At 57.6% G+C, this 24,696-nt stretch carries 23 protein-coding genes and 4 pseudogenes; 3 read left to right on the forward strand and 24 right to left on the reverse strand.

Translation table 11 applies throughout. The annotated features are described in order from the left end of the window. Positions 1 to 46 precede the first annotated feature (46 nt). The 18 genes and pseudogenes from ACSQ36_RS15165 to ACSQ36_RS15250 all read right to left on the reverse strand — a co-directional run bounded on the left by ACSQ36_RS15165 (position 47) and on the right by ACSQ36_RS15250 (position 14,394). On the reverse strand, positions 47 to 838 hold the full coding sequence (locus ACSQ36_RS15165; RefSeq protein WP_436182495.1) for an Lnb N-terminal periplasmic domain-containing protein: 792 nt from the start codon (positions 836 to 838) through the stop codon (positions 47 to 49). Further along, positions 835 to 1,404, reverse strand: a complete 570-nt coding sequence (locus ACSQ36_RS15170) for a hypothetical protein (RefSeq protein WP_436182496.1) — start codon at positions 1,402 to 1,404, stop codon at positions 835 to 837. Before ACSQ36_RS15170 ends, ACSQ36_RS15165 begins: the two co-directional genes overlap by 4 nt. A 7-nt stretch (positions 1,405 to 1,411) precedes the next feature. Continuing rightward, the gene (locus ACSQ36_RS15175) at positions 1,412 to 2,674 is read right to left on the reverse strand and encodes an HdeD family acid-resistance protein (protein WP_436182497.1); all 1,263 of its coding nucleotides are present in this window, start codon (positions 2,672 to 2,674) and stop codon (positions 1,412 to 1,414) included. Then, positions 2,671 to 3,462, reverse strand: coding sequence for a hypothetical protein (locus ACSQ36_RS15180; RefSeq protein WP_436182498.1), 792 nt, complete (start codon positions 3,460 to 3,462; stop codon positions 2,671 to 2,673). Before ACSQ36_RS15180 ends, ACSQ36_RS15175 begins: the two co-directional genes overlap by 4 nt. A 96-nt stretch (positions 3,463 to 3,558) precedes the next feature. After that, complete coding sequence (locus tag ACSQ36_RS15185; protein WP_436182499.1) at positions 3,559 to 4,029, reverse strand: BspC domain-containing protein; 471 nt, start codon at positions 4,027 to 4,029, stop codon at positions 3,559 to 3,561. Positions 4,030 to 4,061: 32 nt separating this feature from the next. After that, positions 4,062 to 4,769: a DUF2968 domain-containing protein gene (locus tag ACSQ36_RS15190; protein WP_436182500.1), complete on the reverse strand. Its 708-nt coding sequence runs from the start codon at positions 4,767 to 4,769 to the stop codon at positions 4,062 to 4,064. A 453-nt stretch (positions 4,770 to 5,222) separates the two neighbouring features. Continuing rightward, positions 5,223 to 6,031, reverse strand: a pseudogene (locus tag ACSQ36_RS15195) (IS5 family transposase). A 145-nt stretch (positions 6,032 to 6,176) separates the two neighbouring features. Then, a pseudogene (locus tag ACSQ36_RS15200) lies at positions 6,177 to 6,378 on the reverse strand (zinc ribbon domain-containing protein); the annotation flags it as partial. Between the two features lie 59 nt (positions 6,379 to 6,437). Next, positions 6,438 to 7,421: pseudogene (locus ACSQ36_RS15205) on the reverse strand (GlxA family transcriptional regulator); the annotation flags it as partial. Positions 7,422 to 7,541: 120 nt separating this feature from the next. Continuing rightward, a complete protein-coding gene (locus ACSQ36_RS15210; protein WP_436182501.1) occupies positions 7,542 to 8,246 on the reverse strand; it encodes a hypothetical protein in 705 nt (234 codons plus the stop codon). 441 nt (positions 8,247 to 8,687) lie between these two features. After that, positions 8,688 to 8,999, reverse strand: coding sequence for a hypothetical protein (locus tag ACSQ36_RS15215; RefSeq protein ID WP_436182502.1), 312 nt, complete (start codon positions 8,997 to 8,999; stop codon positions 8,688 to 8,690). 157 nt (positions 9,000 to 9,156) lie between these two features. Continuing rightward, on the reverse strand, positions 9,157 to 9,465 hold the full coding sequence (locus ACSQ36_RS15220; RefSeq protein ID WP_436182503.1) for a hypothetical protein: 309 nt from the start codon (positions 9,463 to 9,465) through the stop codon (positions 9,157 to 9,159). Between the two features lie 577 nt (positions 9,466 to 10,042). Beyond that, complete coding sequence (locus ACSQ36_RS15225; RefSeq protein ID WP_436182504.1) at positions 10,043 to 10,309, reverse strand: hypothetical protein; 267 nt, start codon at positions 10,307 to 10,309, stop codon at positions 10,043 to 10,045. Between the two features lie 16 nt (positions 10,310 to 10,325). After that, positions 10,326 to 11,429, reverse strand: a complete 1,104-nt coding sequence (locus ACSQ36_RS15230; protein ID WP_436182505.1) for an IS4 family transposase — start codon at positions 11,427 to 11,429, stop codon at positions 10,326 to 10,328. Positions 11,430 to 11,589: 160 nt separating this feature from the next. Then, complete coding sequence (locus tag ACSQ36_RS15235) at positions 11,590 to 12,081, reverse strand: hypothetical protein (RefSeq protein WP_436182506.1); 492 nt, start codon at positions 12,079 to 12,081, stop codon at positions 11,590 to 11,592. 13 nt (positions 12,082 to 12,094) lie between these two features. Then, positions 12,095 to 12,223, reverse strand: a complete 129-nt coding sequence (locus tag ACSQ36_RS15240; RefSeq protein WP_436182507.1) for a transposase domain-containing protein — start codon at positions 12,221 to 12,223, stop codon at positions 12,095 to 12,097. Then, positions 12,192 to 13,046 (reverse strand): annotated as a pseudogene (gene tnpC / locus ACSQ36_RS15245) (IS66 family transposase). Before tnpC ends, ACSQ36_RS15240 begins: the two are co-directional and overlap by 32 nt. A gap of 565 nt (positions 13,047 to 13,611) precedes the next feature. Then, entirely contained in the window at positions 13,612 to 14,394 is a 783-nt protein-coding gene (locus ACSQ36_RS15250) for a response regulator transcription factor (RefSeq protein WP_436182508.1), read from the reverse strand. A gap of 968 nt (positions 14,395 to 15,362) precedes the next feature. Between ACSQ36_RS15250 and ACSQ36_RS15255 the strand changes: the two genes are divergently transcribed. Further along, positions 15,363 to 15,749 (forward strand): DUF2968 domain-containing protein, encoded by a 387-nt coding sequence (locus tag ACSQ36_RS15255; RefSeq protein WP_436182509.1) that lies wholly within the window; start codon positions 15,363 to 15,365, stop codon positions 15,747 to 15,749. 499 nt (positions 15,750 to 16,248) lie between these two features. Here ACSQ36_RS15255 and ACSQ36_RS15260 read toward each other — a convergent pair whose 3' ends face one another. Beyond that, complete coding sequence (locus ACSQ36_RS15260) at positions 16,249 to 16,542, reverse strand: hypothetical protein (protein ID WP_436182510.1); 294 nt, start codon at positions 16,540 to 16,542, stop codon at positions 16,249 to 16,251. 164 nt (positions 16,543 to 16,706) lie between these two features. Further along, positions 16,707 to 16,811: an IS4/Tn5 family transposase DNA-binding protein gene (locus tag ACSQ36_RS15265; protein WP_436182511.1), complete on the reverse strand. Its 105-nt coding sequence runs from the start codon at positions 16,809 to 16,811 to the stop codon at positions 16,707 to 16,709. Between ACSQ36_RS15265 and ACSQ36_RS15270 the strand changes: the two genes are divergently transcribed. Continuing rightward, entirely contained in the window at positions 16,774 to 17,079 is a 306-nt protein-coding gene (locus ACSQ36_RS15270) for a PepSY domain-containing protein (protein ID WP_436182512.1), read from the forward strand. The two genes, ACSQ36_RS15265 and ACSQ36_RS15270, sit on opposite strands and share 38 nt — an antisense overlap. A 45-nt stretch (positions 17,080 to 17,124) precedes the next feature. Continuing rightward, the gene (locus tag ACSQ36_RS15275; RefSeq protein ID WP_436182513.1) at positions 17,125 to 17,328 is read left to right on the forward strand and encodes a hypothetical protein; all 204 of its coding nucleotides are present in this window, start codon (positions 17,125 to 17,127) and stop codon (positions 17,326 to 17,328) included. Positions 17,329 to 18,108: 780 nt separating this feature from the next. Here ACSQ36_RS15275 and ACSQ36_RS15280 read toward each other — a convergent pair. The 4 genes from ACSQ36_RS15280 to ACSQ36_RS15295 all read right to left on the reverse strand — a co-directional run bounded on the left by ACSQ36_RS15280 (position 18,109) and on the right by ACSQ36_RS15295 (position 24,321). Further along, complete coding sequence (locus ACSQ36_RS15280; RefSeq protein ID WP_436182514.1) at positions 18,109 to 19,272, reverse strand: porin; 1,164 nt, start codon at positions 19,270 to 19,272, stop codon at positions 18,109 to 18,111. 1,745 nt (positions 19,273 to 21,017) lie between these two features. Next, complete coding sequence (locus tag ACSQ36_RS15285) at positions 21,018 to 22,184, reverse strand: porin (RefSeq protein ID WP_436182515.1); 1,167 nt, start codon at positions 22,182 to 22,184, stop codon at positions 21,018 to 21,020. 85 nt (positions 22,185 to 22,269) lie between these two features. Continuing rightward, entirely contained in the window at positions 22,270 to 23,856 is a 1,587-nt protein-coding gene (locus tag ACSQ36_RS15290) for an ABC transporter substrate-binding protein (RefSeq protein ID WP_436182516.1), read from the reverse strand. A 207-nt stretch (positions 23,857 to 24,063) separates the two neighbouring features. Next, positions 24,064 to 24,321: a hypothetical protein gene (locus tag ACSQ36_RS15295; protein WP_436182517.1), complete on the reverse strand. Its 258-nt coding sequence runs from the start codon at positions 24,319 to 24,321 to the stop codon at positions 24,064 to 24,066. Between the last annotated feature and the right edge of the window lie 375 nt (positions 24,322 to 24,696).

The raw sequence follows: 24,696 nt of genomic DNA on the forward strand, positions 1-24,696 counted from the left end.
AGGCAGCCGTTCCAATAATCGCTCCCGTTTTGAAATCGGTCCTCCGCTAAGCTTGTCGCTCGCATATGCATGCGCTTCGGATCGCGGTGGAGAACGCTTCATCGATAACGGAATCGGGCGCGCGTTCGATCAGACTTGCGCGCTTAAGTGCGTCAAATGCGACGCTCCGGTCGAGCAGGCCCATTCGGTAGCTGTAGTCATCGGCGTGGCCGCTCAGAAGGACGCGCCAGTGGTAGCGCAAGTGCGGCGCAACCGCTCGCGCGTGGCGCAGAATATTCGTCGTGCAGTTGTTAAGCAGCGTGTGGTAATACTCGGGCGTTGCATTCAGCGCCTCGATGCGCAACATGTAATCCGTGAACAGGGCACGCACCGTCTCTGCCGAAACTTGGGCGCGATAAAGATACACGCGCTCGCGCCTTATGTCAGTACGCACGCCGATCAGATCCCGCTCATCAGCGACGACGTAGATTAGGCCATAGTTACGCCAGAACCCGCCGAGAGCTGAGTATCGCTGCTCGGGCTGACGTCGGGTCTCGATCGACACGGCAAGATAGCGGCCGTCAGCAAAGCCGAAGCTCACGAACACGTGTGCAACGGATTCGTTCCCCCAGCGCGATACGACGAGATCGACTGATTGCAGCGCGTCGAGATCATACGAAGCGTCGAAGTAGCGCGGCGTGAAGTCGTCGCGCGAGCGATAGACAAAATCGCGCACGTTGCGGATGTGGGCGACGCCTTCACGCCATTGAACCGATGCCGTCCGTGCATACTCGGGCGCCCACTGGCGCGGCGTGTCCGATGACGCAGCGCTTCGCTGCTGCAGGAAACCGCGCATCATGCGTCGCTCCCGTAAGAGTCGAACACAAACATCACTTGCATCGCCAGATTCAGCGCGACAAAGCTCGCATGGAATATCTGATTACGCGTGCGCATTGCGATCAAGCAGCCGATGCCCACCACCGCAGTTTTCACCCAGTACAAGTCGCCGAGATGCGCGATATGCAGCTCGCCTTTTATGAGCGAATCGCCGATGTCAATCACGCTCCCCGCGAGCAGCAGGCCGAAGAACCACGCACGCCGCGAGAGGAAATAGTCACGGAAATCCTTGTACTCGCGAAGCGAATCGGGGAACAGCATCGCGCACAGCAAATAGATGATGAACGCGTAGAAAATTAGATACAAATAGATGCCGAAGGTCCACACGGGAATTTCGCGCAGCGAGAACTCCCACCACCAGAACTGCAGGATGTAGAGCACCGTGGAGGCGACCCACGCCATATGGATCGGATAGATGTTGGACTTCGAAGGATGCTGGATGACCGATGAAAGCCCCTTGAGCATGTGTGTGAGCCCTAGACTCACGATCATGCCCATCACGATCCGTACATGCGTAAATTTCTCCATGACCGGCTCACACGCGGCGAGTATCGCGCGCACGGCGTGATTGCCGTAGCGCCAGGGCCGCGAGCGCGAGCCAGCCGACTGCTGGCGGGTCCGTCACCACGCGTAGGGCTCGAGCGTAGTCGAGCGCGAGACCTGGTGTCCAGGCCATCGTGTGCGCACGGTGGCGCAGCTGCGCAGCAACCCACATCTCGGGCATCGCCATGAGGCGTAACGCATCGGCCCAGTCGCCCCTGCGAAACTCGGTGCCTTCCAGGGCGACATCGATGGCCTCGGCCACCGTGCTCGAACAGTTGCGGTTGGTGAGGTTATAGATTTCCGTTGCTTTGTACTCAGCGACGAAGGCCTGCAGGCGCTGCGGGTTATAGCGGCGAAATGCGATTTTCATCGTGGACTCGCACCAGCTCGCGGCCTCTTCCGGATAGCTCGGCAGATAGCGCCCGCGCACATCGTTGGATGCGTCGGCGCGCAGGAGACGGGCAAACTCATCCGGCGACCGGTCGATTTCAACGGCCGGATACAAGCTCAAATACAATCCGCCCGCTTCAAGCGCGGCATGACCCGTAGAGATGACACCATGGACGTCCACCGCGGCGATATAGCGGTCGATCACCGGCCGGCGTACCGCTTCGCCTCTGGACGAGCCAACGGGCGTCCAGACGTGAACGATCATCGGCGACGTCTCGGATTCATCGGTCGGGTCCGCAGAAGTTTGCACGACCGTCGACTTGCGCAAGCGCAAGTACAGCCAGACCATGCGGCAGCCGCTTACGGCCAGCCACATGCCGATGCAGTAAGGCACGGTACCGCGATAATGCGTGGGATACGGTTGGAAAAAGACGACCGCGAGCGCGATGCTCATCACGCCGAGCACGATCGTCGAACGCCAGTTCCGGTAGCGAACCATCCACGCCGCCGCAATGAGCAGTCCGCCCTCAAGCGCGAATCCCACGCCGAACAGCATGGCCAGCAAAAAGTCTGAGTAGCTATGCCGCACGATCACGAGAATGCCAATCAACACGCCGATAGCGCCTTTCGCGTATCGGAACTTCGTCTGCAAGGACAAGCCGCTTTTCGCGAGCACGATTGCAGCGAGGCCTTCGCAAAGCAGCAGCAAGCCGAAGGTCCGCAGCGGAAACCAAAGCGCGCCGTCGAGCGCATCGATCACGACGAAGGTGCCGATGGCGAACCACGCCGCGCCGAACGCGAGCAACTTGGACAAGTGTCGAGCGGCATAGCGCGGCCCGAGCAGGAGTAGCGTGAGTTGGATCATTTGGACACACTCGCAAGAGAGGTCGCCGCTGAAGGATTGACGGCAGGTTCACCAGTTTCGTGCGAGGCCATGCTGCGACGCAGGCACAATTGCAGCGCATCGAGGGCCCGTGCATGCCGCTCCTTCGATGCGCGTCGTGCTTTCAAATTCGGGTGGCCGCCTTCAGCCAGTTCGTTTTCGAGTTCGGCACGCGCTTGCCGTTCGTCTGCGAGTAGCGCGGTAATGACCGTGTCGCCGCAGTGGCTCTCGTCGAGCAAACGCACGAACGCTTGGACGTTTTCGCGCGAGATGGAGCGCGCTTTTTCATCGATAGCAAGGACGCGGTTCCAGATAGAGACGGCAATCGCCGCGATCCAAACCACCACGTTGGCCGGCACTAACCATGCGGGCAGAGGCAGCGTTTTTTCGGCGCCGCGCAGCCACGCTTGATGCTCGAGCGCCGACATCGCCGTTTGTGCGCTCGCATTGAGTACCGCGTCTTCGAGCGCATGGTGACGGGCGACTTCGATATCAACCCCTTTCGATGCGAGCAGCAGCGCGACGACAAATAGCACGATGCCCGCCACGAAAATGTTCTGGCGATGCTCGCCTTCGTAGATGGACCCGATCGCCTCACGCAGCGAATCCAGCATCAGTACGGAAGCGACAATGGGCAGCTCCGCGCTGCCCAAAAAATTGACGATGCCGTGATTACCGCCCACCTGCGCGTGCAGCATGGTCAACACGGCCGTGACGAACACAGTCAGAACGACTCCACCGACCGCGTCCGCGAGTACCGCTTTTTTCATTGAATTGGTTTCCTACAAAAAAGGCGATGCGCCGCAAGAACGGGGGCCATGCACGCGCTTTCGCGCGGTACGGTGCTATGCCCAGGTACGGATTTCTCATTTTTCGGCATTTCCTTGAATGCGCTCGGTCCGCATCTGTTGTGGCGGCGGCGAGCGGCTCCAGCTGAACGCGTATAGCAGCGTGTCGCCGCCGCTATACCGGTAGCCGCACCGGAATATCAGCGTGTCAAGCGCAGCCGCAGCATGCCTGGGCATGGCAAGTCCAACCACGGTCACCACTTCATCGACCATGACCCGCTGATCGCGCGAATCAAACAGCCCGGTCCATGGGATGACGGACGAGTGAACGGAATCGAACGAACCGGCAGGAAATTCGACATGATCGAATTTGTGCGTCGTCCTGATCACAAACGCGGCGTGAGCGGCACAGTCCGCCACCACGGGGTAAGCATTGTCCTCGAGCACGAAGTGCCTAACGAGGTCGCTATGATGTTCGAACTCGCTGGCCAGGGCCGGCACAGCCCAGCCCTGCAGAACGAGCGCGTTGAAGGTCAGAGTCCCAATCAATCGTCGCCGCCGCTGTGCCGTCAAGTTCCAACTCATCTTATCGATGCATTCTTCTTTGGATGCAAGGCTTTCATCTGAGCCAGACCTGCCTTGATATGCGGCGACCGCTTGCCTTTCGGGTCGGCCTTAATTCCGAGGAAGCTGGCATTGACCAACCGCATCGCCGCCAAATGCCGACGTGCGTCAGTCAATTGGGCTAGCGCGCTGAACTCCTCCTCCTGCTGCAGCGTCGTGACCTCCTGCATCATGTGTGATTGAAACGCGGCCGACTGTTCGCTTTGGGCCTGCGCGACATCGAAGTCCGCCTGGGCTTGAGCCTGGCGAGCCTTTGTTTCGGCCATGATCCGCTGGATCATGGCCGTATTTGCCTCGAGTTCCGTGCGAGTCTGGTCCGCCAACGACAGTCGCAGCGTGCGCCGAAGGAAATCAGCATAGACGGCATTTGCACGTTCTGCTTCAGCCGTCGCAACGACGAGCCAGTAGGCGTCGTGCTGCAGGAGCGCAATATAATAGGTCAACCCGTCGCCGTAAAACAGCGACTGCGCCTGGTAGTTCGCCACCGATGATGACCGCAGTTCGGTGACCCTGCCTTGCCTGCTTAACGCGGTGAGCGTGGCAACATTGCCGCCAGTAGTCGCAGCGCCTACCGCGGCACTGCTCGTCGTCTCGTTAAGAGGACTCTTTACCACGCTCGCCTCGGGTGTCGCAGCGGCGCTCTGCGCGTCGCCGGGTGAACACATGCCGCTGGGGCAATCAAGACGGGTACGAGCAATCCGATCTCATGTGGTTTGTCTGTCATGTATATGCTTCGGAAAGGCAGAGGTCGTTTCCTGCATGCGAGTGTCTTGGCTGCCGGCCATGGTCAAGGTGCGCGCATCGCAACGCCCGGTCCACAACCACCGGTTCAAAAACTCGGCGTCGCAAAAACGGTAAGCGATGCGGCCATTTGGCGCGCTGCGCAATTTCCAATGTGCGGCTTTGTCGTGACCGGAATCCGGCGCACCTCGTCAATCCCGCACTGTCGCACTGTCGCTTGCCGACCACCTTGCAGCGACCCTGTAACGATAACGAATCTACACGAGATACGCGGGTCGAAGCTCACCATCCTTTTGATGGAATGCGCCAAACCTTTGAAGCAAGGAAAAATATTCGACGCGCCAGTACTTTTCGGGGTTTATCTGTAAAAGGCCAGTTCAAAAAGGCCGCTCAGTTCGGAGGAAGACGTTCCAGCAGACGAGTGAGCAGGCTAGTTTGAGAAATGCTTCGTGAATGTCAGACCGGCGTTCGAAGCGAATGCGAAGACGACGCAAACCATGGAGCCAAGAATGAGTCCGGTCGACGACCCAACGGAATTTGCCGAGGCCGCTGCCGTGTTCGGCGCGGCGCCGGGCGATGACCGGTCTGATGCCGCGTTCGCGAAGTCGGCGGCGATGCGAATCGGAGTCGTAGCCACGGTCGGCGTAGATGAGCTTGGGCTTGCGAAGCGGTCGGCCACGAGTGCCGCGAATCGGAGGGATAGCGTCGACCAGCGGCAGCAACTGCGTGACATCGTTACGGTTCGCGCCGGTCACGATCACGCTGACAGGAACGCCGTTCCCGTCTACGAGGATATGGTGTTTGGCCCTGGTCGTGCGCGATCGGTGGGGTTTGGCACAGTTTTTGGCCCGCCCCAACGGCTCGCACGGACGATGAATCAACAGCCGCATATGAGAAATCGAGCAGGCCAGACTCGCGCAGCTTGTCGAGCAGCAGCCCGTGCAGCTTGTCCGACACCCCGGCCTGCTGCCAGTCGTGCAACCGACGCCAGCAAGTCGCTCCAGAGCCGAAGCCCAACCGAGTCGGCAGATGGTTCCATCGCATCCCTGTCTTCAGCACGAGCAGATGCCATTGAGTGCTGCACGGTCCGGGACCGGCAGCCGTCCAGGGTATCGCTCGCGTCGGGCGCTGGAAGCAGCGGTTCGATCAGTGCCCACAGTTCGTCATCGATGATAGGTGCCGGCATTCCTTGGTCCGTTGTTCAGGCATCCAAGGTTAACCGTTTCGTGGAAAAGCAAACAGCCCCTCCGGGCTCTTTTTGAACTGGCCTTTAAGACTTCAACGTGGAATCTTGACTTCGTCCTCGGGCTAAACCCCGGGGGTTCCTACTTCTAGCGACATCGGAGAACGTTCCGCGCAGCGTTCGTATCGCGATCGTGTACCGACCTGAACGCGCTGCATGTCCACGCCCTTATTCTCAGACCTTTTCAGTCCTTTCGGCCCGCTACGCGAACCGCACGCAGAACAGGTTTGGGTTGAAAGCGCTTCGTTGACTTCCTCAAATGCCACGCACCGCCTGGTGGCTTTGTACCTGGGTTGTACTCCGGGTGCTCGGGTATTGCCAAAGCTGCACACGCACCGTTGCGATAATTGCTGGCGGAAATTCCCAAGCTGCGTTTGAATATCTTCGCCAGACGCACACCGCTGCACAGTCCGCAGCGCCGCGCGACTTTATCGATAGGCAAGGTCGTAGTGATCAACAGCCTGCACGCGATATCCAGGCGGGTGCGCAACAGATATTCGGACGGCGGCATGCCGGTCTCGGCCTTGAAATGCCGAAGGAAGGTGCGCTTGCTCATTGAGACGCTCTGAGCTATGTCATCGACCGTGATCGGGCGGGCGCAATGCTCTTCAATCCAGCGTGTCGCTTCCTTGATGGTGGATGCAATGTTGGTGCTGGGCGTATCGCCAAGAAGCGGCTCGATCCAACGGCCCGAAAAGGGCATCAGACGCTCTGCGATGCTTTCGGCGGTTTCATAATCGAAATCGTCCTTGATGAGCGACAGGGCGGTAATGAGGGGCGAAGCCGCGTTGATGTCGATCACCAGTGTGTTGCCGGGAGTCGGGCTTAGCTGCCTGCCGGTTGGTCGTATCGGAATGATCGTGCCGCGGGCGTTGGGCAAGTTGGCGCCTTTGAGCAGGAGCGCGCCGCTACCGGCGGCTTGCGCGATCGGCACTGTTTGAAATGCGCACTTGAGCCAGTCCGCCGTCCGGCTGTCTTTAGCAGCAATAGACGCTCCTTGTCCCCCGGCAATGAAAAGCGCGTCGTAGCCGGACGGTGACGAGCCATCAAGCGAACGGGTGTCCATACCGATCGAATTGGAGCATTGCACGCGCCCACCTTCGCGGGAAAGCAACGATACCGAATAATGTGGATCCTCACCTCGCGTGGTGACCGCAGCCGAATTGGCGAGATCGAACGCCCCGAGGACCAATCCTATATCCACGAAAGAACAGTTCTCATAGACCAAAATCGCGATCCGCTTCTTTGTCGGGCATGTATGCCGCCAAGTGCCTTGTTCCGTTGAAACAATGCACCTCGAACCAGCCCAGGATGTTGCAACTGCAAAGTTCATATTTTTAATGTATTAGATAATTATTTGATACGTTTAACTAATATTTGGAAATTTCCTATTCCGTGCATCTCAATGAAGGGAAGAATCTCAGGAATTTCGCTGCTCTTCATGCCGCAACCGCTAAGCGACTAAATCTATAGGCAAAGTCGTGGTGGTTAGCAATCTGCGCGCCGTGTTCAGGTGGGTACGCCACAAATACTCGGACGGCGGCATGCCGGTCTCGGCCTTGAAATGGGGAAGAAATGTGCGCTCGACCATCGATACGCTCTGGGCCATATCGTCGATCGTGATCGGGCGGAAACAATGTTCTTCGATCCAGAGCGTGGCTTCTTTGATCGTGACGGCAACGTTGGTGTTGGGCAGATCGCCGATTAGTGGCTCAAGTCGGCGACCTGAAAAGGGCATCAAACGCTCTGCAATCTGGTAGTCGAAATCGGTTTTGATGAGCGAAAAAGCGGTAACGACCGGCGAACCCGCGTTGACCTTCATTACCGGATCGTTGCCAGGCGACAGCATCGGAATGATCATGCCCTGCGTATCGGGCAAGCTGGTGGCCTCAAGCAGGAACGGGCCGTTCCCACTGGCTTGGACTATCCTCGCTGTCCGAAAAATGCGCTTGAGCCAATCTATCGTCCGACCGTCGCTTGCCGCAACCGTCGCTCCCTCTCCTCCCGCAATGAACAGTGCATCAAATCCTGACGATGATGGACCATCAAGCGCACCGGTGTTGATCCCGATGGAATTGGCGCATTGCGTCCGAACCCATAGTGTGTTTGCGGCACAATTGGCGAGATTGAAAATCTCGATAAGCAGCCCGGCATCCAAGGAAGAACTATTCTTATAGACTAGGATCGCGATTTGCTTTTTTGATGCCTTTTATACTGCTGACTGCTTTGTTCGTTCGAGACCACGCACCTCACCCCCAAGATGCTGCAAGCGCCATGTTGATTTGCCGAGCTGATCGATGTGAAATCGCGAAATATAGCGTGAGTGTACAAATCACTATACCGTGCGTCTCAAAGATGGAAAAATGAGTAATCCGTTCCGGTTCCAGCGACATTACCGAAATAAATTCCAGCGAAAGCCGCTGCGCGGAGTAATTCCGAACGTCTCAATCCATTCTGGCTAGAGCCTCGAATTGGCCGAAAGGGCAATTTCCGCTAGGGCCAGATATCGAACCGACACCAACCGTTCCAAGTGAGTGATAACTCGCCCGGTTCAGGGGTTCTACGGGTGCTCGGCCGGTTCATTCTCGAGGGATTGTTGCTACCGGCTTGCGTCTTGGGGACCGCGCAGTGCGCTATGCAGGTAACGCTCGACTTGATCGCTTGCCGCGGAAAGTGCTGACATGGGCACGCTATGGAGTTGCCAATCATGCAGTGACACAATAGCAGCACACCGATCATAGCCATCAGCCTCGAGTTTCCACTGGCCTGTGCTCATGCCTTTTTCGAATAATGCCGCCATGATGGTCATGAGCGCCGCAAAATCTTCGGCACTGACGTGACCATGCCCGTTTCGGCCGAGGAAATAGGAATGGACGATGATATCGCGCAGGTGCGTGGCAAGATCGAGCACACCGTCACCGGTGCTAAGTGCCTTTAACGATAGATGGGCTGCGAGTGCAAGTTCAACAGCCGTAGCCCGAGGCATGGGCAGAAGACGGGCCTTGTTTGACTGCGCCAGCTGTGCCTGCGGGGAGAGTCGAAAGGGGCGAGAGCATACCATGCAAGGATTAAGGGTTAGGTCTACCCGTTGCCATGTAGACATTGTATTTTCTGACGGGACGGCGTTTGCCGGTTGACATGATATCGCTCGATGATCTCGACTGCAGCCTTGATTGTTTCAGATCGAGGCTGTGCAAGAAGCATTTGGGCTGATCGATCCCGAGCTCGCCGGCGAGCCCCTTGTAACCCTTGTTGCGCGCTTCGCACAAATTGCATCCGCCGCTACGGACTTTTGCTTCGGCCAGCGGTTCGAGCGCCGCGCGCAGCTTCGCCTTCCATTTTCGCAGGTCCGCATTCGTTAGCCACCCTAGCGGCAAATTGCGGCGACTTCGAGCAAAGACGCCAATCGATGCGTCTCATACGGTGCATTGCCACATGGCGCCGCAATAGCCACAAATTGACTCAGGTAGGCTTTGACGGTGCGGACAACTCGCATCTGCTTAAAAAGGCGAGAAGTTAAGCCAAATATAGCAAATGCATAACGGGATTTGCGTGCGCAGCCAACCTTGAAAGCTATGCGATTTTCGTGAGCTGTGCGGGAAAGTGCCTTCAATGCATTGAAGGCGCTCCTGGTCGTCGCGTTCCGCAGTGCCGGCGCGCCTTTATCCGTGTGGATTTCACAAATCGGAACCTGACCAGGCCTCAGGCTTACGCGAATAAAGCCTACAAACCGGTTACTACCATGCTTTCTTTCGGGCAACCCAAAGGCATACGCCGAAAGACACTCAAATCAACCAGCCTTTTCGCCGCTGATTCCATGAGTGATCGCTGAACGATAGTCGCATCTGCCAACGAGCGACAAACGTGAACGACGATTCCATCTTGAAGCTGCGCTTGCTCGAAGCGAACGCGGTGAAGATGTTTTTCAACTTATCCGTCAGCGGAACCTTGCAATTACCCACTTCTTTTAAGTTCAAAGCCCAACTGAATATCGATGAGACGACGTAATCCACGCCGGATGACGGTGTTGCCAGCAGGCGGATCGCTGGCGCGGGCGAGGTAACCCCCGAGCTGTGCGAGCTTGATAAGACTGCGCGATAACGGTGGCGCATGGGCCGTTCGGGCCGTGTCCTTGATCACCTGGTCGAGCAGTTCTACCGCAGCCTGCGTCAGCGCAACTTCAGAGGGTGCATCGGGAGCGTATCGATTGATCATGGTCAACCAAAATATCCGCCAGTTAAGGATACAAAAACACAGAAATCAGGTTGGCCAGCCGGTCGGCCGAGCGCAGCCTCGACTCTTCGGCCTTGCATCCAGACTTCAGAATTTTGCGAAACGTCTCGATTTTCCAGCGCATTGCGTACCAGTCGAGTTTTTCGATAGCGTCGCGACGGGAGTGCACTGGCAAATCCATGATCAACTTCCATTTGATCGGTTTCCTATCTGTCGGTTCACCTCGTTCCGTAGCATGAGTCACCGTCACTTGCAGCGCTGGATAGCGGCTTCGCTTACCGATCGGAGGCAAGACCGTGACCTGACAATATTTAATCTCGAGAAGTGCGTGCGACGAATGGCCTTTCGCGTCTCGGGTCGCTACGCGATGTAGCCCTTTGACCTGCACTGTGGACACTTCATCACTCATGGTGTGCTCGCCGTCGCCGGCCAACCGATCCTGACAGGTTCTCACGAGAAAGTGAGTTCCCAACTCCTTTGCCATACAGAATAATTCGTAGATGTCGCTCTCGCGATCGCCGACATGAATGCAACGATCTGGATCGCTGAAGCGAACTGTCGACTGCTGTAGATTACGCAGCCACCGAAAGCTCTCCTTTTCTTCAATCGGCACGCGTGTTGGATTGATTGCCTTTTTCAGTGCGTTACACCCCATGAATTTTTTGCGATTCCAGAATGTAATGGCTGCTAGTCCCAATGGCAAACCCTCAGGCGTGACAGCGGGGCTTGAATGCATCAGGATGCCGCATGCAGTACGCACCGGTGGATTGCCGCTCACCTGTTTCCTGTAAGGCATCTTGCCGATTGCGCCGATCGACTCCGGCTGGTCGCGTTGGTATGAAAACTCCGTCGTATCCTGCAGCACCAAAATCGGACCTTCCGTTGCGTGGAAGCGAGCGCACGTTGCCTCAAAGTGGCCGCTCAAAATATCGTGCTCGCTCACGCGATCGTTGGATAGAAATCGATAAGCTGCGTTGGTTTGGGCCCAATCCTGGCAAGCGAGCGGAATGCTCTGGCCTACGCTCCTCCACAATCGCTCGAGTAATGTCCGAAATCGTGCGGCGAGTCGGCCGTCCTGAAAATTGCTACCCGCGACCTCGCGGTCCATCCACTCTCCACCATCCGCTGTCGCCACTTTGTCTGCCTAATGTACCGCTTTAGGGTTGATCCGATTTTTCATCTTATCGATATGTAATCCTGATAGATAACAGAAAACCACGGAGATGTGGGTAATTTCAAGCAGCCGAACCCGTTGGGCGTTTGGGCGACTAGATGTCGACGATTTTTCGCAGTAAGGCATAGGAAACACGCCAGTGACCCTCGGTGTCATTGACGGCGATAGATGCTGTCTTGGCGTTTAGCCTGACGACGATTCCGACGCGTTCGCTTAAGTGTTTGTCGGTGAAGCCAACTGTGTCGCCGATGAAGAATTCTTCGCGCTGCGTTCTCAGGGGCAGTGTCGGTTCGACGTGAGGCTGACCACTGGATGTTTCGGGGATGATCGCTGCATAGAGCACGCCCCAACGGCGTCGAGTTACGCTGTCCTGAACCACCACCTGGGTCTGACGCAGTTCGACTATGGTGCCGTGCGCCGGCGGACCAAGTGGGTTGTCGCCAATATAGTTGACGGCCATACCGAGATGCAGGCGCTGACGTATTTCTAAAATGCGTCGAGGGTCATCAAGCATTTTGCCGATCGCAAGGTAGAGGCGATAAAGCTCGGCACTGGGTGCCTGCCGAAGCGAGTCGAGAATGTCCATGTTTAGAGATGTTTTAACGGGCGAGCGGCAACAGTTCGTGCACGCGATTGAGGGGATACGACGGCAATTGTTCAGGCGTCCGTTCGAGCCACGCATAGAGCTCGATACCGTTAAGGCGAGCCGTCCCGATGAGGGAATACATCGTTGCTGCTGCACGAGCCCCCCGGTGGAGAACCCGCGAACCGCCAGTTCGACCTTCCGAGGGCAATGGGCCTGATTTGTCTTTCAAGCGTATTGTTGTCCGGCAACCGGACGCCGTTCTCTGTGTATAGGACAAGCGCCTCCCAATGTCCCAACGCATAACCCAATGCTTTGGCGAGCGGGGCTTGCGGGAGCAAACCAATGCTGTTTGCCTCTAGCCATCGACGAAACTGCGCAAGCACGGGTAACGCCTCCGTTTGCCGGGCCGCAAGTTTGAGGTCCGGCGTTCGGTCTTTAACCCGCGATTCAATTGCATAAAATTTGGCCATCCACTGCAGCGCGTGCGCCGCGAGCCCCGGGTCCTTCTGAGCCTTGGCAATCTCGAAGAACCGTCGGCGACAATGAGCCCAGCATCCGACCTCGATAATATCGCCTTCCTCGTGAAGCGCAGCATGTCCGCTATCCGCGTCGGCCTGCAAATAGCCTCTGTATTCGTTCAGCTACAGCAGCAGATGAGCTCCATCACGCGACTAGGCGAACTGGACACGATCGCTGGCGGGTGACCGATCCAGACGCCACTTTCATTTTCGCTGGCCCGCGCCAAGATAGCCCCATAATCGTGCTGTACGCGCTGAAGGGTGACCTCGCTCGAGCAAAGACAGCGTCGTGTCATCTACGTGCATGCGCGGGGCCTTCAACTGGTGGGCGCGCAACCCGGGCAGCAGTACCGAGAGCAGCTCGGCCGATGCTGGTTTCCACTCGCACAGCGTGGCTCGCGACAAATACACGCCGTGCCGCGCGTAGCACATCTCCTGGCGATTCAACGGCAGATGATCGACATAGGTGTTGACCAGGATGTTGGCGAGCAGGCTGGCGCCTGCATGCTCTTTGGCAACGGCAACGGCTGAGCGCTGGTCACGATGTTGTCCGGCGCATTGCCCAGCGGCCTACCAGCGGCCTATCAGTGGCTGCCACGGCGGCTCCGACCGCCCCTTTATTAGCGCCCTTGTCAATCACACTCGCTCAAGCATAGATCACTTATCCGCAAAATTCCTGACTTATGTAAAGGATATCCAATGGGTTGCTACATTACCAAAATGCATTCACGTTGAAGGGGCCAGTGTGCTGCGTTTGTCTCAGCTATCGCAGCGGCATCGTGTACATGGGAGGGGCCCGGGACTGGTTTAACCGAAGGCCGCGGTGCGAAACATGCATTGTTGTCCTTCCCTTCGGCGTTCGAATCGACGCTCCCGGTGGGTTTTCGCCCACGAAGGCCATTCGTTCGGCTAGTGATCCGATTGAGTAGTCGCATCTTCACTGAACCAATCAGCCTTTGTTGGCGTAAATATAATATGCCCTTTGCCACTATACCGGTAACCGGTCGATGACCTAAAAAGTTCGAGACGAGACTCGTCGCAGGGCGCTGGGTGACAGGCCGAAACGTTCTCGAAAAGCCGTGGAGAAGTTAGCCCCCCCGCCATAGCCAAGAGACTTCCCAATTACCTGGAAGTCAAGCGTCGTCTCGCATACTAGTCTGCGTGCATTCTTCATGCGTTCTTCTCGCAGGTAATCGAACACTGTTACGCCGACGCAACGCCTGAATGCCAAATTCAGGCGGCGCGTATTTGTCCCTACGCTCTGCGCGAGCGCCGTCAGGTCCGGTGTTTCGCCGAGCCGTTCGAGCAGTAACCTGCTAGTCGCGCGAAACAGTACGGCGTCGAATGTACTGGCATCGGCGGTAAAGCCATCACTAACGAGAGGCAAATCGTCGACATTGTCCCTAATGTGAATGCTTAACCGCAAGCGCACTTCTTCGAAATCAAACGGCTTAGTGACGTAATCGATAGCCCCTGCCGCCAGCCCTTCGACTCGCTCGCGCGGCAAGGCAGCTGCAGTGAGGAACATCAGCGGAATTGGACGCGTCAGAGGACTTGCTTTGAGCAAGCGGCAAGCGACAAGCCCATCGCAGACTGGCATGCTGATATCCATCAGGATGAGGTCCGGCAGAAGCGCCTGGGCCTTGCCATATCCGTCATGACCGTCGCCCGCGATATAGACGCGATGACCCAGCTGACTCAGGAGATGCGTCAGCAGCGAACGATCGTCATGATTGTCGTCGACGACAAGGATGCGTAATCGTCTCTTCTTGGGTAGGGCGGGAGATTGCAGCATAGCCGCCATTTTTGCGGATTGCCGACCGCCATGGGAGTCAAGCGGGGAGCGGTTGCACAAGGGCGCAAGGTTTTGTCGTTTTCAGGAAAGGTTTTTTCGCGTGAATAGTGACCGGACGCATGTTTATGAAGCCGCGGCTCGTTGCAGGATCAGGTCGCGCTTTCGAAGCAGGGTTCGATACTTCCCCCCTCGCAACTGACGCGCCCCTATTTTTTGGGCCGCTCGGTGCGTTACAAAATGAATGCTCGGCGCTTTTCCAATTCGGAAAGCTAAGCATCCGATCGAGCCGTTGCCCGGGCAGAGCAACCTGAATGACCGACGCACTGGTCGACGGCAACCCATGTCTTCTGTTCAAAACGGGAAATTCATAAGATATTTTTCCTTTCAACAAAAGGCTTATACATTTACGCAAAGGGGTTGCCCCTCCTGTTGCCGTTTCTCAGGTAGATCTCCCGGCGTCTCGCGCGCAGCCGCGCTGCGGTTGGCAGCTATCGCGATAACGGGCTGATGCCCCCCCCTTGACCATCGTGCCCCGCGCGTGGTCACACGTCCGACCTTCCAGTGGAGTGAGCGGACATCGGGTCAGTAGCGACGTGCATCGCGAGTCAATTACATGGGCCGAAGTCTCCCGTTCGCGCTCGAACTAAATCGACTTTTTCTTCGGCTTATATATGGCATATACATCACATATGGGTTCGACTGATCGCTTCGATCGTCCTGACCACACCGGCCGGGATACAACTGGCGCACGCGCAGGCTTCCTATGCAGGGCAGTCCAAATCCACGTCGACTATCCCAGTCTCGGCCATACCCCCCGGTCTCGGCCATACCAAACGCAGCACCCGCAGGCAGCGCTGAGCCGAGCGATGCCAAGCAGGGCAGCAACGTCGCGACACTGACGGCGTTGAAGTGAGCAAGGCAAAACTACCGAACTGCGGTCCTCCTCGGCAACTGATTACCGGTCCCGGTTGCTCTTTTATGGCGATGGCCTGACGTACTATGCCGCCCTTGTGCAGCACGATGCCTATCGGCGCGTCGTAGTGACTTCGGATGCCAAAAGTACTGAGACCGTCTATGCCTATTTCGGTCAGCGCAGGTTACGTTTGTCTGAGGCGAGCCGGCAACGGCCCGGACTTGACGCTCACACGGCCAAGGTCAAACGGATGATTGCGGATGCGCAGGCTTGCCAGGCGCAGGCGCAAGCAGACTTCGACCACGCTCAGGAACAAAGCGAAAAGTCGACGGCCCTTCAGACGCAGGCAGCGCAAGAACTCACGGTCTTGCGGCAGGAGCAGCTCAGCGAGCAATCCAGCTCGCTGAGGCACGTCGGCAACTGCAGGCTATGCAGATGGTGAACACCAGTTTGCTGGGAAGCACTGAGGTTAAATCCAAGCGCGCGCCGCACGTGAGGGTGAAGCCGATCCGGACGAGATTGCCACGTCCTAACAGAAAATAACCGCGCCAGACGAGTTGCACCGTTATGTCACGGTTTCGTCGATGCTTGGTATTGCTGGCCGCAAGCGTGCTAGCCATCCTGCCGGCAGTGCGGGCCGTGCCTGCTATCCCAAACATCGGCGAATGGGTTTGTCCACGTCCGCCATTTACGTTCTGGCTTCTGCGAGGGCCGCTCCGAGACTTTCCTGACCCGCTGCGCCGTGCGTATGCTCATACTGGCTTTCGCGACGGCAACTTCCTGCGTATGGTCTTTGCGCTTGGTCATGTAGAGATGAACCTGTCGATCGATGATGTGGGTTCCAGACATTGGCGAACTGCTCTTTAGCTGCAGTCGACCATCCTATTCCCGCCGAATCAGCGCTGCCGGTGGCTCGTCGCTTACGGCGGCTACGCCACTTCTCAGAATAATTCGTAGATGTCGCTCTCGCGGTCGCCGACATGAATGCAACGATCTGGATCGTTGCAGCGAACTGTCGACTGCTGTAGATTACGCAGCCACCGAAAGCTCTCTTTCTCTTCGATCGGCACGCATGTTGGATTGGTTGCCTTTTTTAGCGCGTTACATCCCTTGAACTTTTTGCGGGTCCAGAACGTGATGGCCGCCAGTCCCAATGACAAACCCTCAGGTGTGACGGCGCGGCTTGAATGCATCAGGCTGCCGCATACGGCACGCACCGGCGGATTGCCGCTCACCTGTTTCCTGTGAGGCATCTTGCCGATTGTTGCGCCGATCGACTCTGGCTGAGCTCGTTGATATGAAAACTCCGTCGTATGCTGCAGCACCAAAATCGGACCTTCCGTAGCCTGGAAGCGAGCGCATGTTGCCTCAATGTGTCCCCTCGAAATATTATGCTCGCTCACGCGATCGTTGAATAGAATCGATAAGCTGCCCTGGTTTGAGCCCAATCCTGGCAAGCGAGCGGAATGCTCTGGCCTACGCTCCTGCACAACCGACTTTTCATGCGCGGCGACACGCCGCTTACGTCTCGGCTACTCGTACCTGTACTACTCGATGCCCGCACGCTGCAGGTGAGCGCCGTCGGCAAGCAGCCGTGGTATCTGGTGTCGCTCGAAGCATCCAGGCCGCTGCATTTCGGCGACTATGGCGGATGGCCGTTCAAGCTTATCTGGCCACTGTTCGACATCGCGACCATCGCTGTGCTCGGGAGCGGTCTCTTTCTGTGGTTCGCAAAACATCGCGCGCGTATGGCGTGCTGCACAGATCACTGACGATCTGCACAGTCAACTGAAACACAACGCCAACAGAACCCAGACATGACCGCTATGGAAAAATCGCATCGTGTCTGGTCGATGCCAACACTGCTCGCCGCCTCGACGCTCATTGGACTGGCCGCCGCGCTGCTCGGGAACGGCCTTGGGCTCGGGGTATGGTGGGTGGCGCTGGGTATCCCACTCGCCATAGCCGGATACCATATCGCGCGCGGTCGGCAAGACCATCTCCGCAAGCGGCGGAGGTAGATTACCCCGCGCGTGCCGCCGTAAGTGCATGGCGGGTCGATGGCGGCATGAGCACAGTCAGCACTGGAGCCCCGATGCCGGCATGGGCAGGATAATTTGCCGAGAACCCTCGGCAACCAGCACGCCTGAGCATGGCTGCACGATGTTGTCGACTGGCTGCGGTGGCACGAACCGGATCGGGAAACCGAGCTTCAGAGCCGGCGCGCTAGGATAGCAACCATCGCCTGAATTTCTGGCAACGGCTATTGGGTCGCCACTGCGATCACGATGTTCGATTGCGTGGAAGTTGAGCTCAGCCAATCCGCGGGGATAGGTCGACATCGCCCGCGAACGGGACTGACATGTAACCGTGCGTGGGCGATCGGACGCGCGCCAAGTATACCGGGCTCGAATCTGCATTGTCGGAGACGATCAATGCTCCAGGCGCAGACCTGATCGCTGCTGAGTGAATCGATCCTGTTCGCTACTCCCTCCGAAATTTCAGGGTTGTTACCCGGCGCGTCGATCCGTTGACTTGCATCCAGGACAGGTAACTATGCGCCATGCATCAGTAATGCAAATTCCTTCGGAATCCGACTAGTCTCACGTCGGTCCAGCCCGGTCTTGCCGGGCGCCCAATACGCTTTGGTCTGACAATGTCCCGTGCCGATACCCCACTGCCGAAGTAGCCAGCTCACGTGCTGGATGAATCTGAGATACCCTTGCGAGCATCCAGCAAGGGTATCAGCGTTGACGCGCAGCGAATCCCTCAAAGCGTGCTGCGCGCCAAGCGCCGCTCGGTTAGAACTTGTGACGGATCCCGATGCGCACGGCGACCTGGTTGTCCGCGCCTGTACCGGAAGGCTGAAAGAAGCTCGAAGCGGAGCTGCCGATCTGCGCCTGGACGTCCGTGCCATTCGGCAGCTTGCCCGATGCCTGCTGGTAGATTCCTAACAGGTAGACGTCGGTGCGTTTGCTGAGCGAGTAGTCGACCGAACTGTTGACTTGGTTCCAGTGCGCGCTGAACGCTCCAGACGCACGCGAATACGTGTAGCCGAGACCGCCAGCCAACGCTGACGTGATGGCGTACTTTCCGCCCACTTCGTAAGCGTTGTACAGCGTCGACGCACCCGCGATCGGCTCGAAGCGCGTGTTGGTCCATAATGCCCATAGTGTGGCCGGGCCGAACGCATATCGACCGCCGGCACCGAACGTACGCAGGTCACGGCCCGTTCCGGTCGTGATGTTGGCGAGGGCGGTCGAGAACGTCGGCGCTGCCGATCCAGGGAAGGTGATGTCCGTGTACGCGGCGCCGATGCTGAACGGGCCATACGCGTAGTTCGCGCCGAAGCTGTAGGTACGCGACGAACCCGGAGCGGTCGCGCCGGTAGCGGACGAGCCGGCGAACTCGCCCGCCTGGTTTGAGAAGCCGTACAGGCCGCCAAAGGTGAAGCCGGAGAAACTCGCGCTGGCGAACTTGACCGCGTTGTTGATGCGACTCGACGTGAGTTGATCGACGTCGTTCACGTGAAACGCATAGTTGCCCGCGACGGTGTTGGCGCCGGTGGAGTACTGCGCGCCGAGGATATCGGTGCTGAACGAATATTGACGGCCCAACGTCACTGAGCCAACGCCGTCCTTCGTGAGGCCAACGAACGCCTGACGGCCGAACTCCGCACCGCCCTGGCCCAGCGTGCCGGTGCCGCTGTTGAAGCCGCTTTCGAGCACGAAGATAGCCTTCAGGCCACCGCCGAGATCCTCGGTGCCGCGCAGGCCCCAACGGCTGCCCGACGCGACCCCGTCACCATACGAGAACGCCTTGCTGCTGCCCCCCGATGCGTTCTTCGTGTGGTTCACATAGCTGACGCCGGCATCGATCAAGCCGTACAGCGTGACGCTGCTCTGCGCATGCGTCGCGCCGGCAACGGAAGTAAGGACAGCGGCGGCTAGAATTTTCTTGTTCAATTTAATCCCCGACTTTAAGAAAAATTATGAATGACAAAACTATCCTCCGCGGCCATGCGAACGGTGGACGGAGATGTGTTGGCATTGGTAAAGCGAATGGGACAATAAACGGATCTACGAGCGATGTGTGCGAGGCATGTCGCTAATGCGACAAAGAGCTTGCTTTGGACTCGATTTGCTGAAACCATTGTCAGGACAGGCTTTAAAGCGACTAGAACCCAATTTGGCATGATTTGTTCAAGGATTTTCCACCGAGGATTGCTTATAATATTTATATATAAATTTATTCAAACTCACCTCATTTGATTATCTTTTATAAGATTAATGACCTCGTGTAATGAAATCATCTAAGTTGGCTTCGTTCAAACAAGTTGATTGGCGCGGTCAGTCGCAAGGTAGGTTCCGGTCTGAACGATATGGAGTGCAAATTATATTGGGCCAAAGAGTCCACAATCGCATTCTCGCATCGCGCCGCTTTGAGAAGACGGGTCGCACGCTGCATTATCGCCGTTGAGTTATGCACTCAGGGGAAGTCAACAAGTAGGTGCGAATTGGCCCGGTCACCTTGGTAAGCACCGCTTCCCTCGCCGTTGCCGTGAATCCCGTGCCACAGTGCGAAGACACCGTGCCAACCCTGGGCGCGATAACCGTCTCGTGCCCCACAAGGGGGCCGTCCTTATGCGTCCCCTCCGACCTGGTGCGACCGCTACGCGCTCACTATTGCCTCTAAACTAGTTTAACGAGACAATCATTGCCAGCGACAAAATGGGTCACCCTGCACACGCTACGAGCTGTCATGTCTGAAGCGTCAAATTTAAAATGGCGAAAGGCCTGCGTTTCGAGATGTTTATGGGTGGGGGCCTTCCGCCCGACATGTTGTTCGCGCGGGGTCTGATGCTCATCTGTCGGGCGAGGCGCCATTAGCCGAAACCAACGACGCTCAAGATTACCCTCCGGCAACTCGATATCGCCGAGTTTGCGTTTGCCGAAGGCAAATCATCTGGGTGGACGACGCCTTCGTTTTGGTTGTGTGGCTCGGGCAGGCTGACGAGTTCGACCCACGCCCGGTCCCGGCCCGGGCGCGTCTCGCGATAACCGCGATTTGCCGTTGGACGACGGTGTGCCTCGAACTCGCTGCAACGAATTCCTTTGTTGGCCTTTGAGCGGTACCTTGATTCGTGAAAAACTCTATCATCCAACCGAGCGCTAGCCTGCTGTCTTGCAGCGGTTTTTTTTCGCGGCCTGAACACACACCACGCCAACGCCGTTCTTCGGTCCGCGGCGTCAAGACGCGAGCAATTGAGTGAGAGAATAGGCCTCAGCGCACGGCGCTCTGGCTAACCGCTCTGCCATGTTCCTGAAACTATCGGATTGCGCAGATGGTTGAGACACGCCATCATCGGTTGTGGATGTAACCAACCGTGCGATGGCGGCAGTTTCTGGACGGGCCTTGTGTTCTAAACAAAATTCTCATCGCGATCGCGATGAGAATGCCCTGCCGTGCGGTTGAGATCGCCGGCCCCGCTCGATTCGACGATCGGGGCCGGGACCTCGAACAACACGGCCCATGGCCTGGCAACTGACACAAACCTCCGGAGGAACGAGCAGAAACCGAGAGCATCGGGCCGTGCGTCGCCGTGCTCATGCCGATTGTTTTCAGTGGTCCCGCCCGGACCGGGGGTCTCGTTGTGGATACAGTCAACCGCCATCATGGGGTAGTACGCGTTGGATGACTGCCACCCGGGTTAGAACTTGTGTCGAATCCCGACGATCGCAAGCGCTTGAGAATTAGTTCCGGAATTCACGCCGTACGAACCGATGGAGGCTTCCGCCTGCACCACCTGTCCATCACTGCCGAGCGTCGTGCCGCTGGCCTTTTGATAGGCAGCGAGCACATACAGCGTGGTGCGCTTGGATAGCGCGTAGTCGGACCCTAGGTTGAACTGGTTATATTTCGCCGAGGTCTGCCCGCTCAGCTTCGTATAGTTATAACCGCCGCCGAAACGCAGAGCCGGGGTGAGTTGGTAGTTAAGAAACACTGAGCCGCTGTTGAATTTCGCAGTCTCAGAAAACGCGGATAAGGCGTCGCGAGCGTATTGCGTATTGCTATACGCTGCGCCCGCTGTGACCGGCCCGAAGACGTATTGGCCACCGACACGAACGATCTGGATCGACTTCGCCGATGAGAAGCCCTGGTTGATCACCGTATTGAACAGCGTGTCGGAGCTGCTGGTCCACGTGCGAACACCATTCGTCGCTGTCGAGCCACCGTTCGCATGGAAAAAGGCCGCAGCAAGACCTAACGGACCGTTGGCGTAGGCCGCGCCGAAGCTATAGGTCTGTCCATTGCCGGTGCTTCCCGCGACGCCGCCGAGACCGTATAGTGCCTCGACCTGCAAGCCCGCAAAAATGGGACTGACGTATTTGACGGAGTTGTTGACGCGCAGGCTGTTGTCGTAGTTGTCGAGGTCGCCTGGAGACGCGAACGTCCCGCCGTAGTATGCATCTTCGGTATAGGTCTGCACCAGATCCACTACCGGGTCGTATTGCCGACCAATGGTGACCGCTCCCAGCGTCTTGCTGGATAGTCCCACGACCGACTTGCGGCCAAATTCGCGCGAACCCTGGCCCATCGTTCCGTTACCGACGTTGAAGCCATTTTCCAACTGAAATACCGCGGCAAGACCGCCCCCGAGGTCTTCAGTTCCCTTGATTCCCCAGCGACTCCCAAAGGTATTGCCACTGCTGAATTTAAAGAGAGTACTTTGATTCTGGCCGTTGCTGCCTTGGGCGTTGTGCACATAGGCAACACCCGAGTCAAGGATTCCGTAAAGTGTGACGCTCGATTGTGCGGATGCACCGCTAGCAGCCAATGTTGCTAGCGATGCGATCACCAGTGTCTTTTGTTTCATGCAGTGTTCCTTTTGCGGCTGATGGATTTTTGACTATTAAAAACGGCGAATTTAGTCGTAGACGGCCGCCCTTGACTCGCGTCAACTAACGTATGGAAACTGTCGAGAAGTCCTGCCTCCCGAACGGGCTCACCCGGTACCCCGAGACGTTGGTGCGCGTGATGGCCGATGCGGTCGGGTAACCGAGGGGAATCCACAACGCCTGGTCGTGGATCATCTGCTGGGCTTCGGTGTAGGCTTTGGTGCGCTTGGATACATCCGCCGTGGCCTTGCCTTCGCTGATTAAGCGATCGAGCGTCGGATCGCAGAAGCGCGCGAAGTTGATGCCCGAACTCACCGCATTGCAACTGAAAAGCGGCGAAAGGTAGTTATCCGGATCGCCGTTGTCACCCGCCCAGCCCATGAACAGCATGTCGTGCTGGCCCTGCTTCGCTTCCTTGATCAGCTCGCCCCACTCTGTCACCTTCACCTGCGCCTTCACGCCGATCTTTGCGAGATCCGCCTGCAGGAGTTCCGCGCCCACCTGCGGGTTCGGGTTCAGGATGCTGCCGGTCGGCCGCACCCAGATGGTGGTCGCGAAACCGTTCGGAAAGCCGGCGTCCGCAAGCAGCTTCTTCGCACGTTCGACGGAGTACGGGTACGGCGTCACCTGCTTGTCGTAGCTCCAGGTGTTCGGCGGATAGGGATTGACGGCCGGGGTCGCAGTGTTGTCGAAGACCGTCTTCAGGTACGTCGTGCGATCGAAGGCGATGTTCAGCGCCTGGCGGACCTTCGGATTGTCGAGCGGCTTCTTCTGCGTATTCAGCGCGACGAACGCGGTCATGAAGGCGGGTGTTTGCTCCACTTTCAGGTTCTTGTCGGCCTTTGCATCGGTCACATCCTGGGGCTTGGGCGACAGCGCGATCTGGCATTCGTCCGCCTTGACCTTCTGCGCACGTACCGAAGGGTCTGGCGTGATGGCATAGATCAGGCGGTCCACCTTGGGCTTCGTGCCCCAGTACGTCGGGTTGATGTCGTAGCGGATCACGGCATCCTTCGTGTAGCTCCTCAGCGTGAACGGACCAGTGCCGATCGGCGCGCTGTTGAGGTCGGTCTGCTTGCCGGCCTTGAGCAACTGGTCGGCATATTCGGCGGAGTAGATCGATGCGAATCCCATGGTCAGGATCGGCACGAAGGTCGCGTCCGGCTGGTTGAGCACGAACGTCACGGTATCGGCATTCGTCTTCGCCACGGACTTGATCAGCTTCACGAGGCCCATCGACTGCGCATGCGGGAAGCCGCTCGCGCCTGCCACCTTGTGCCACGGATTGTTTGCGTCGAGCATGCGCTCGAACGAGAAGGCGACGTCGTCGGCCGTGAGCTTGCGCGACGGCTTGAAGTAGCCAGTAGTCTGGAACGCGACGTTTGGACGCAGATGGAACGTATAGGTCAGGCCGTCGGGACTCACGTCCCACTTCTCGGCAAGCGCGGGCACCACCTTCTTCGCGACTTCATCGTAGGAGACGAGCGTGTTGAAGATCACGTCGGCCGATGCATTGGTCGTCACGAGCGAATTGAATTGCACGACGTCGAAGCCGTCCGGGCTCGACTCCGTACACACAATCAGCGGTTTGGCAAATAGGAGCGTAGGCAGCGTGGCGAATATAGCGGCAGCGAATAGTTTGATGCGCATTCGATTAACAGTTGAAGGTTCGTTGTTCGGCAAGCGTCGAGATCGCCTATAGGGGTTGAAAGCGCGAGGCGTATCTCGCCAAGGCGCTTCTTCAGGCGCATGAGAAGTTCCTCGTTACGAGGTTGCCCAGGAGAAAATTACAGAAAGGCTCGCGACAGCACAACGAAGTAATCTGCATATCCTTAGGGCACGCTACGGGCGTATCCGCTATTTGGAATCTAGAAAATGGCACGGCACCTTCATTTCTTCGTCAACAAAAGAGAGCACCGGCTTTACATAGGCCGCCGGGATCGTCTGGATAGCTGGCCGGGGTGCGCTCACGGAGGCGAGGTAGCTACGGATAACGGCTTCGCGCTGGGCCTGTTCAACCAATGCCTGTACCTGTGGATTGCGCTCCCAGCCCTTGGTCTTCGCTTCGGCCAGCACGGACTTGTCAGCAAGCTCGCTACGTATGGCATTTTCCAACGGGGCTGGGATTGGCTACCAGACGTGCCCGATCTTGTGCTCCCAGCATGCTTACCAGCGCCGCGGTCCGCCTGCGTCACCGACGCCTGGCCTGTACTGACGACTACATCGCTCGGAGCAGCCTAGACCGGTGACGCCGGCCACGCTGCAGCTAGCATGAGGACGCTTACGGCAGTCGCTTCATTTTTCAATTGCATTTCACGCTGCCCTTCCAGTAGTCGATTTTCATGTATCACGGATTGATATCGAGTCGACTCATAGAGTTCCGGATAGGCTCAGTCAGGTAAAGACTTCACGCTGGACGTTTGCCTCGGTGTTTAAACCCCTTGCTGAGCTGCAACCACACACGAGGGGAAGCCGTGCTGCCTTCCAGTT

The organism is Caballeronia sp. LjRoot34 (assembly GCF_964253815.1).
Taxonomy (GTDB): domain Bacteria; phylum Pseudomonadota; class Gammaproteobacteria; order Burkholderiales; family Burkholderiaceae; genus Caballeronia.

Coding starts and splice junctions, on each gene's coding strand:
- ACSQ36_RS15190 (WP_436182500.1), bottom strand. CDS start 4,769: ATGTGTTCACCCGGCGACGCGCAGAGCGCCGCTGCGACACCCGAGGCG.
- ACSQ36_RS15170 (WP_436182496.1), bottom strand. CDS start 1,404: ATGGAGAAATTTACGCATGTACGGATCGTGATGGGCATGATCGTGAGT.
- ACSQ36_RS15270 (WP_436182512.1), top strand. CDS start 16,774: ATGCTCTGGCCTACGCTCCTGCACAACCGACTTTTCATGCGCGGCGAC.
- ACSQ36_RS15290 (WP_436182516.1), bottom strand. CDS start 23,856: ATGCGCATCAAACTATTCGCTGCCGCTATATTCGCCACGCTGCCTACG.
- ACSQ36_RS15240 (WP_436182507.1), bottom strand. CDS start 12,223: ATGTATTCCCTCATCGGGACGGCTCGCCTTAACGGTATCGAGCTCTAT.
- ACSQ36_RS15175 (WP_436182497.1), bottom strand. CDS start 2,674: ATGATCCAACTCACGCTACTCCTGCTCGGGCCGCGCTATGCCGCTCGA.
- ACSQ36_RS15265 (WP_436182511.1), bottom strand. CDS start 16,811: ATGAAAAGTCGGTTGTGCAGGAGCGTAGGCCAGAGCATTCCGCTCGCT.
- ACSQ36_RS15230 (WP_436182505.1), bottom strand. CDS start 11,429: ATGGACCGCGAGGTCGCGGGTAGCAATTTTCAGGACGGCCGACTCGCC.
- ACSQ36_RS15235 (WP_436182506.1), bottom strand. CDS start 12,081: ATGGACATTCTCGACTCGCTTCGGCAGGCACCCAGTGCCGAGCTTTAT.
- ACSQ36_RS15285 (WP_436182515.1), bottom strand. CDS start 22,184: ATGAAACAAAAGACACTGGTGATCGCATCGCTAGCAACATTGGCTGCT.
- ACSQ36_RS15165 (WP_436182495.1), bottom strand. CDS start 838: ATGATGCGCGGTTTCCTGCAGCAGCGAAGCGCTGCGTCATCGGACACG.
- ACSQ36_RS15250 (WP_436182508.1), bottom strand. CDS start 14,394: ATGCTGCAATCTCCCGCCCTACCCAAGAAGAGACGATTACGCATCCTT.
- ACSQ36_RS15180 (WP_436182498.1), bottom strand. CDS start 3,462: ATGAAAAAAGCGGTACTCGCGGACGCGGTCGGTGGAGTCGTTCTGACT.
- ACSQ36_RS15275 (WP_436182513.1), top strand. CDS start 17,125: ATGACCGCTATGGAAAAATCGCATCGTGTCTGGTCGATGCCAACACTG.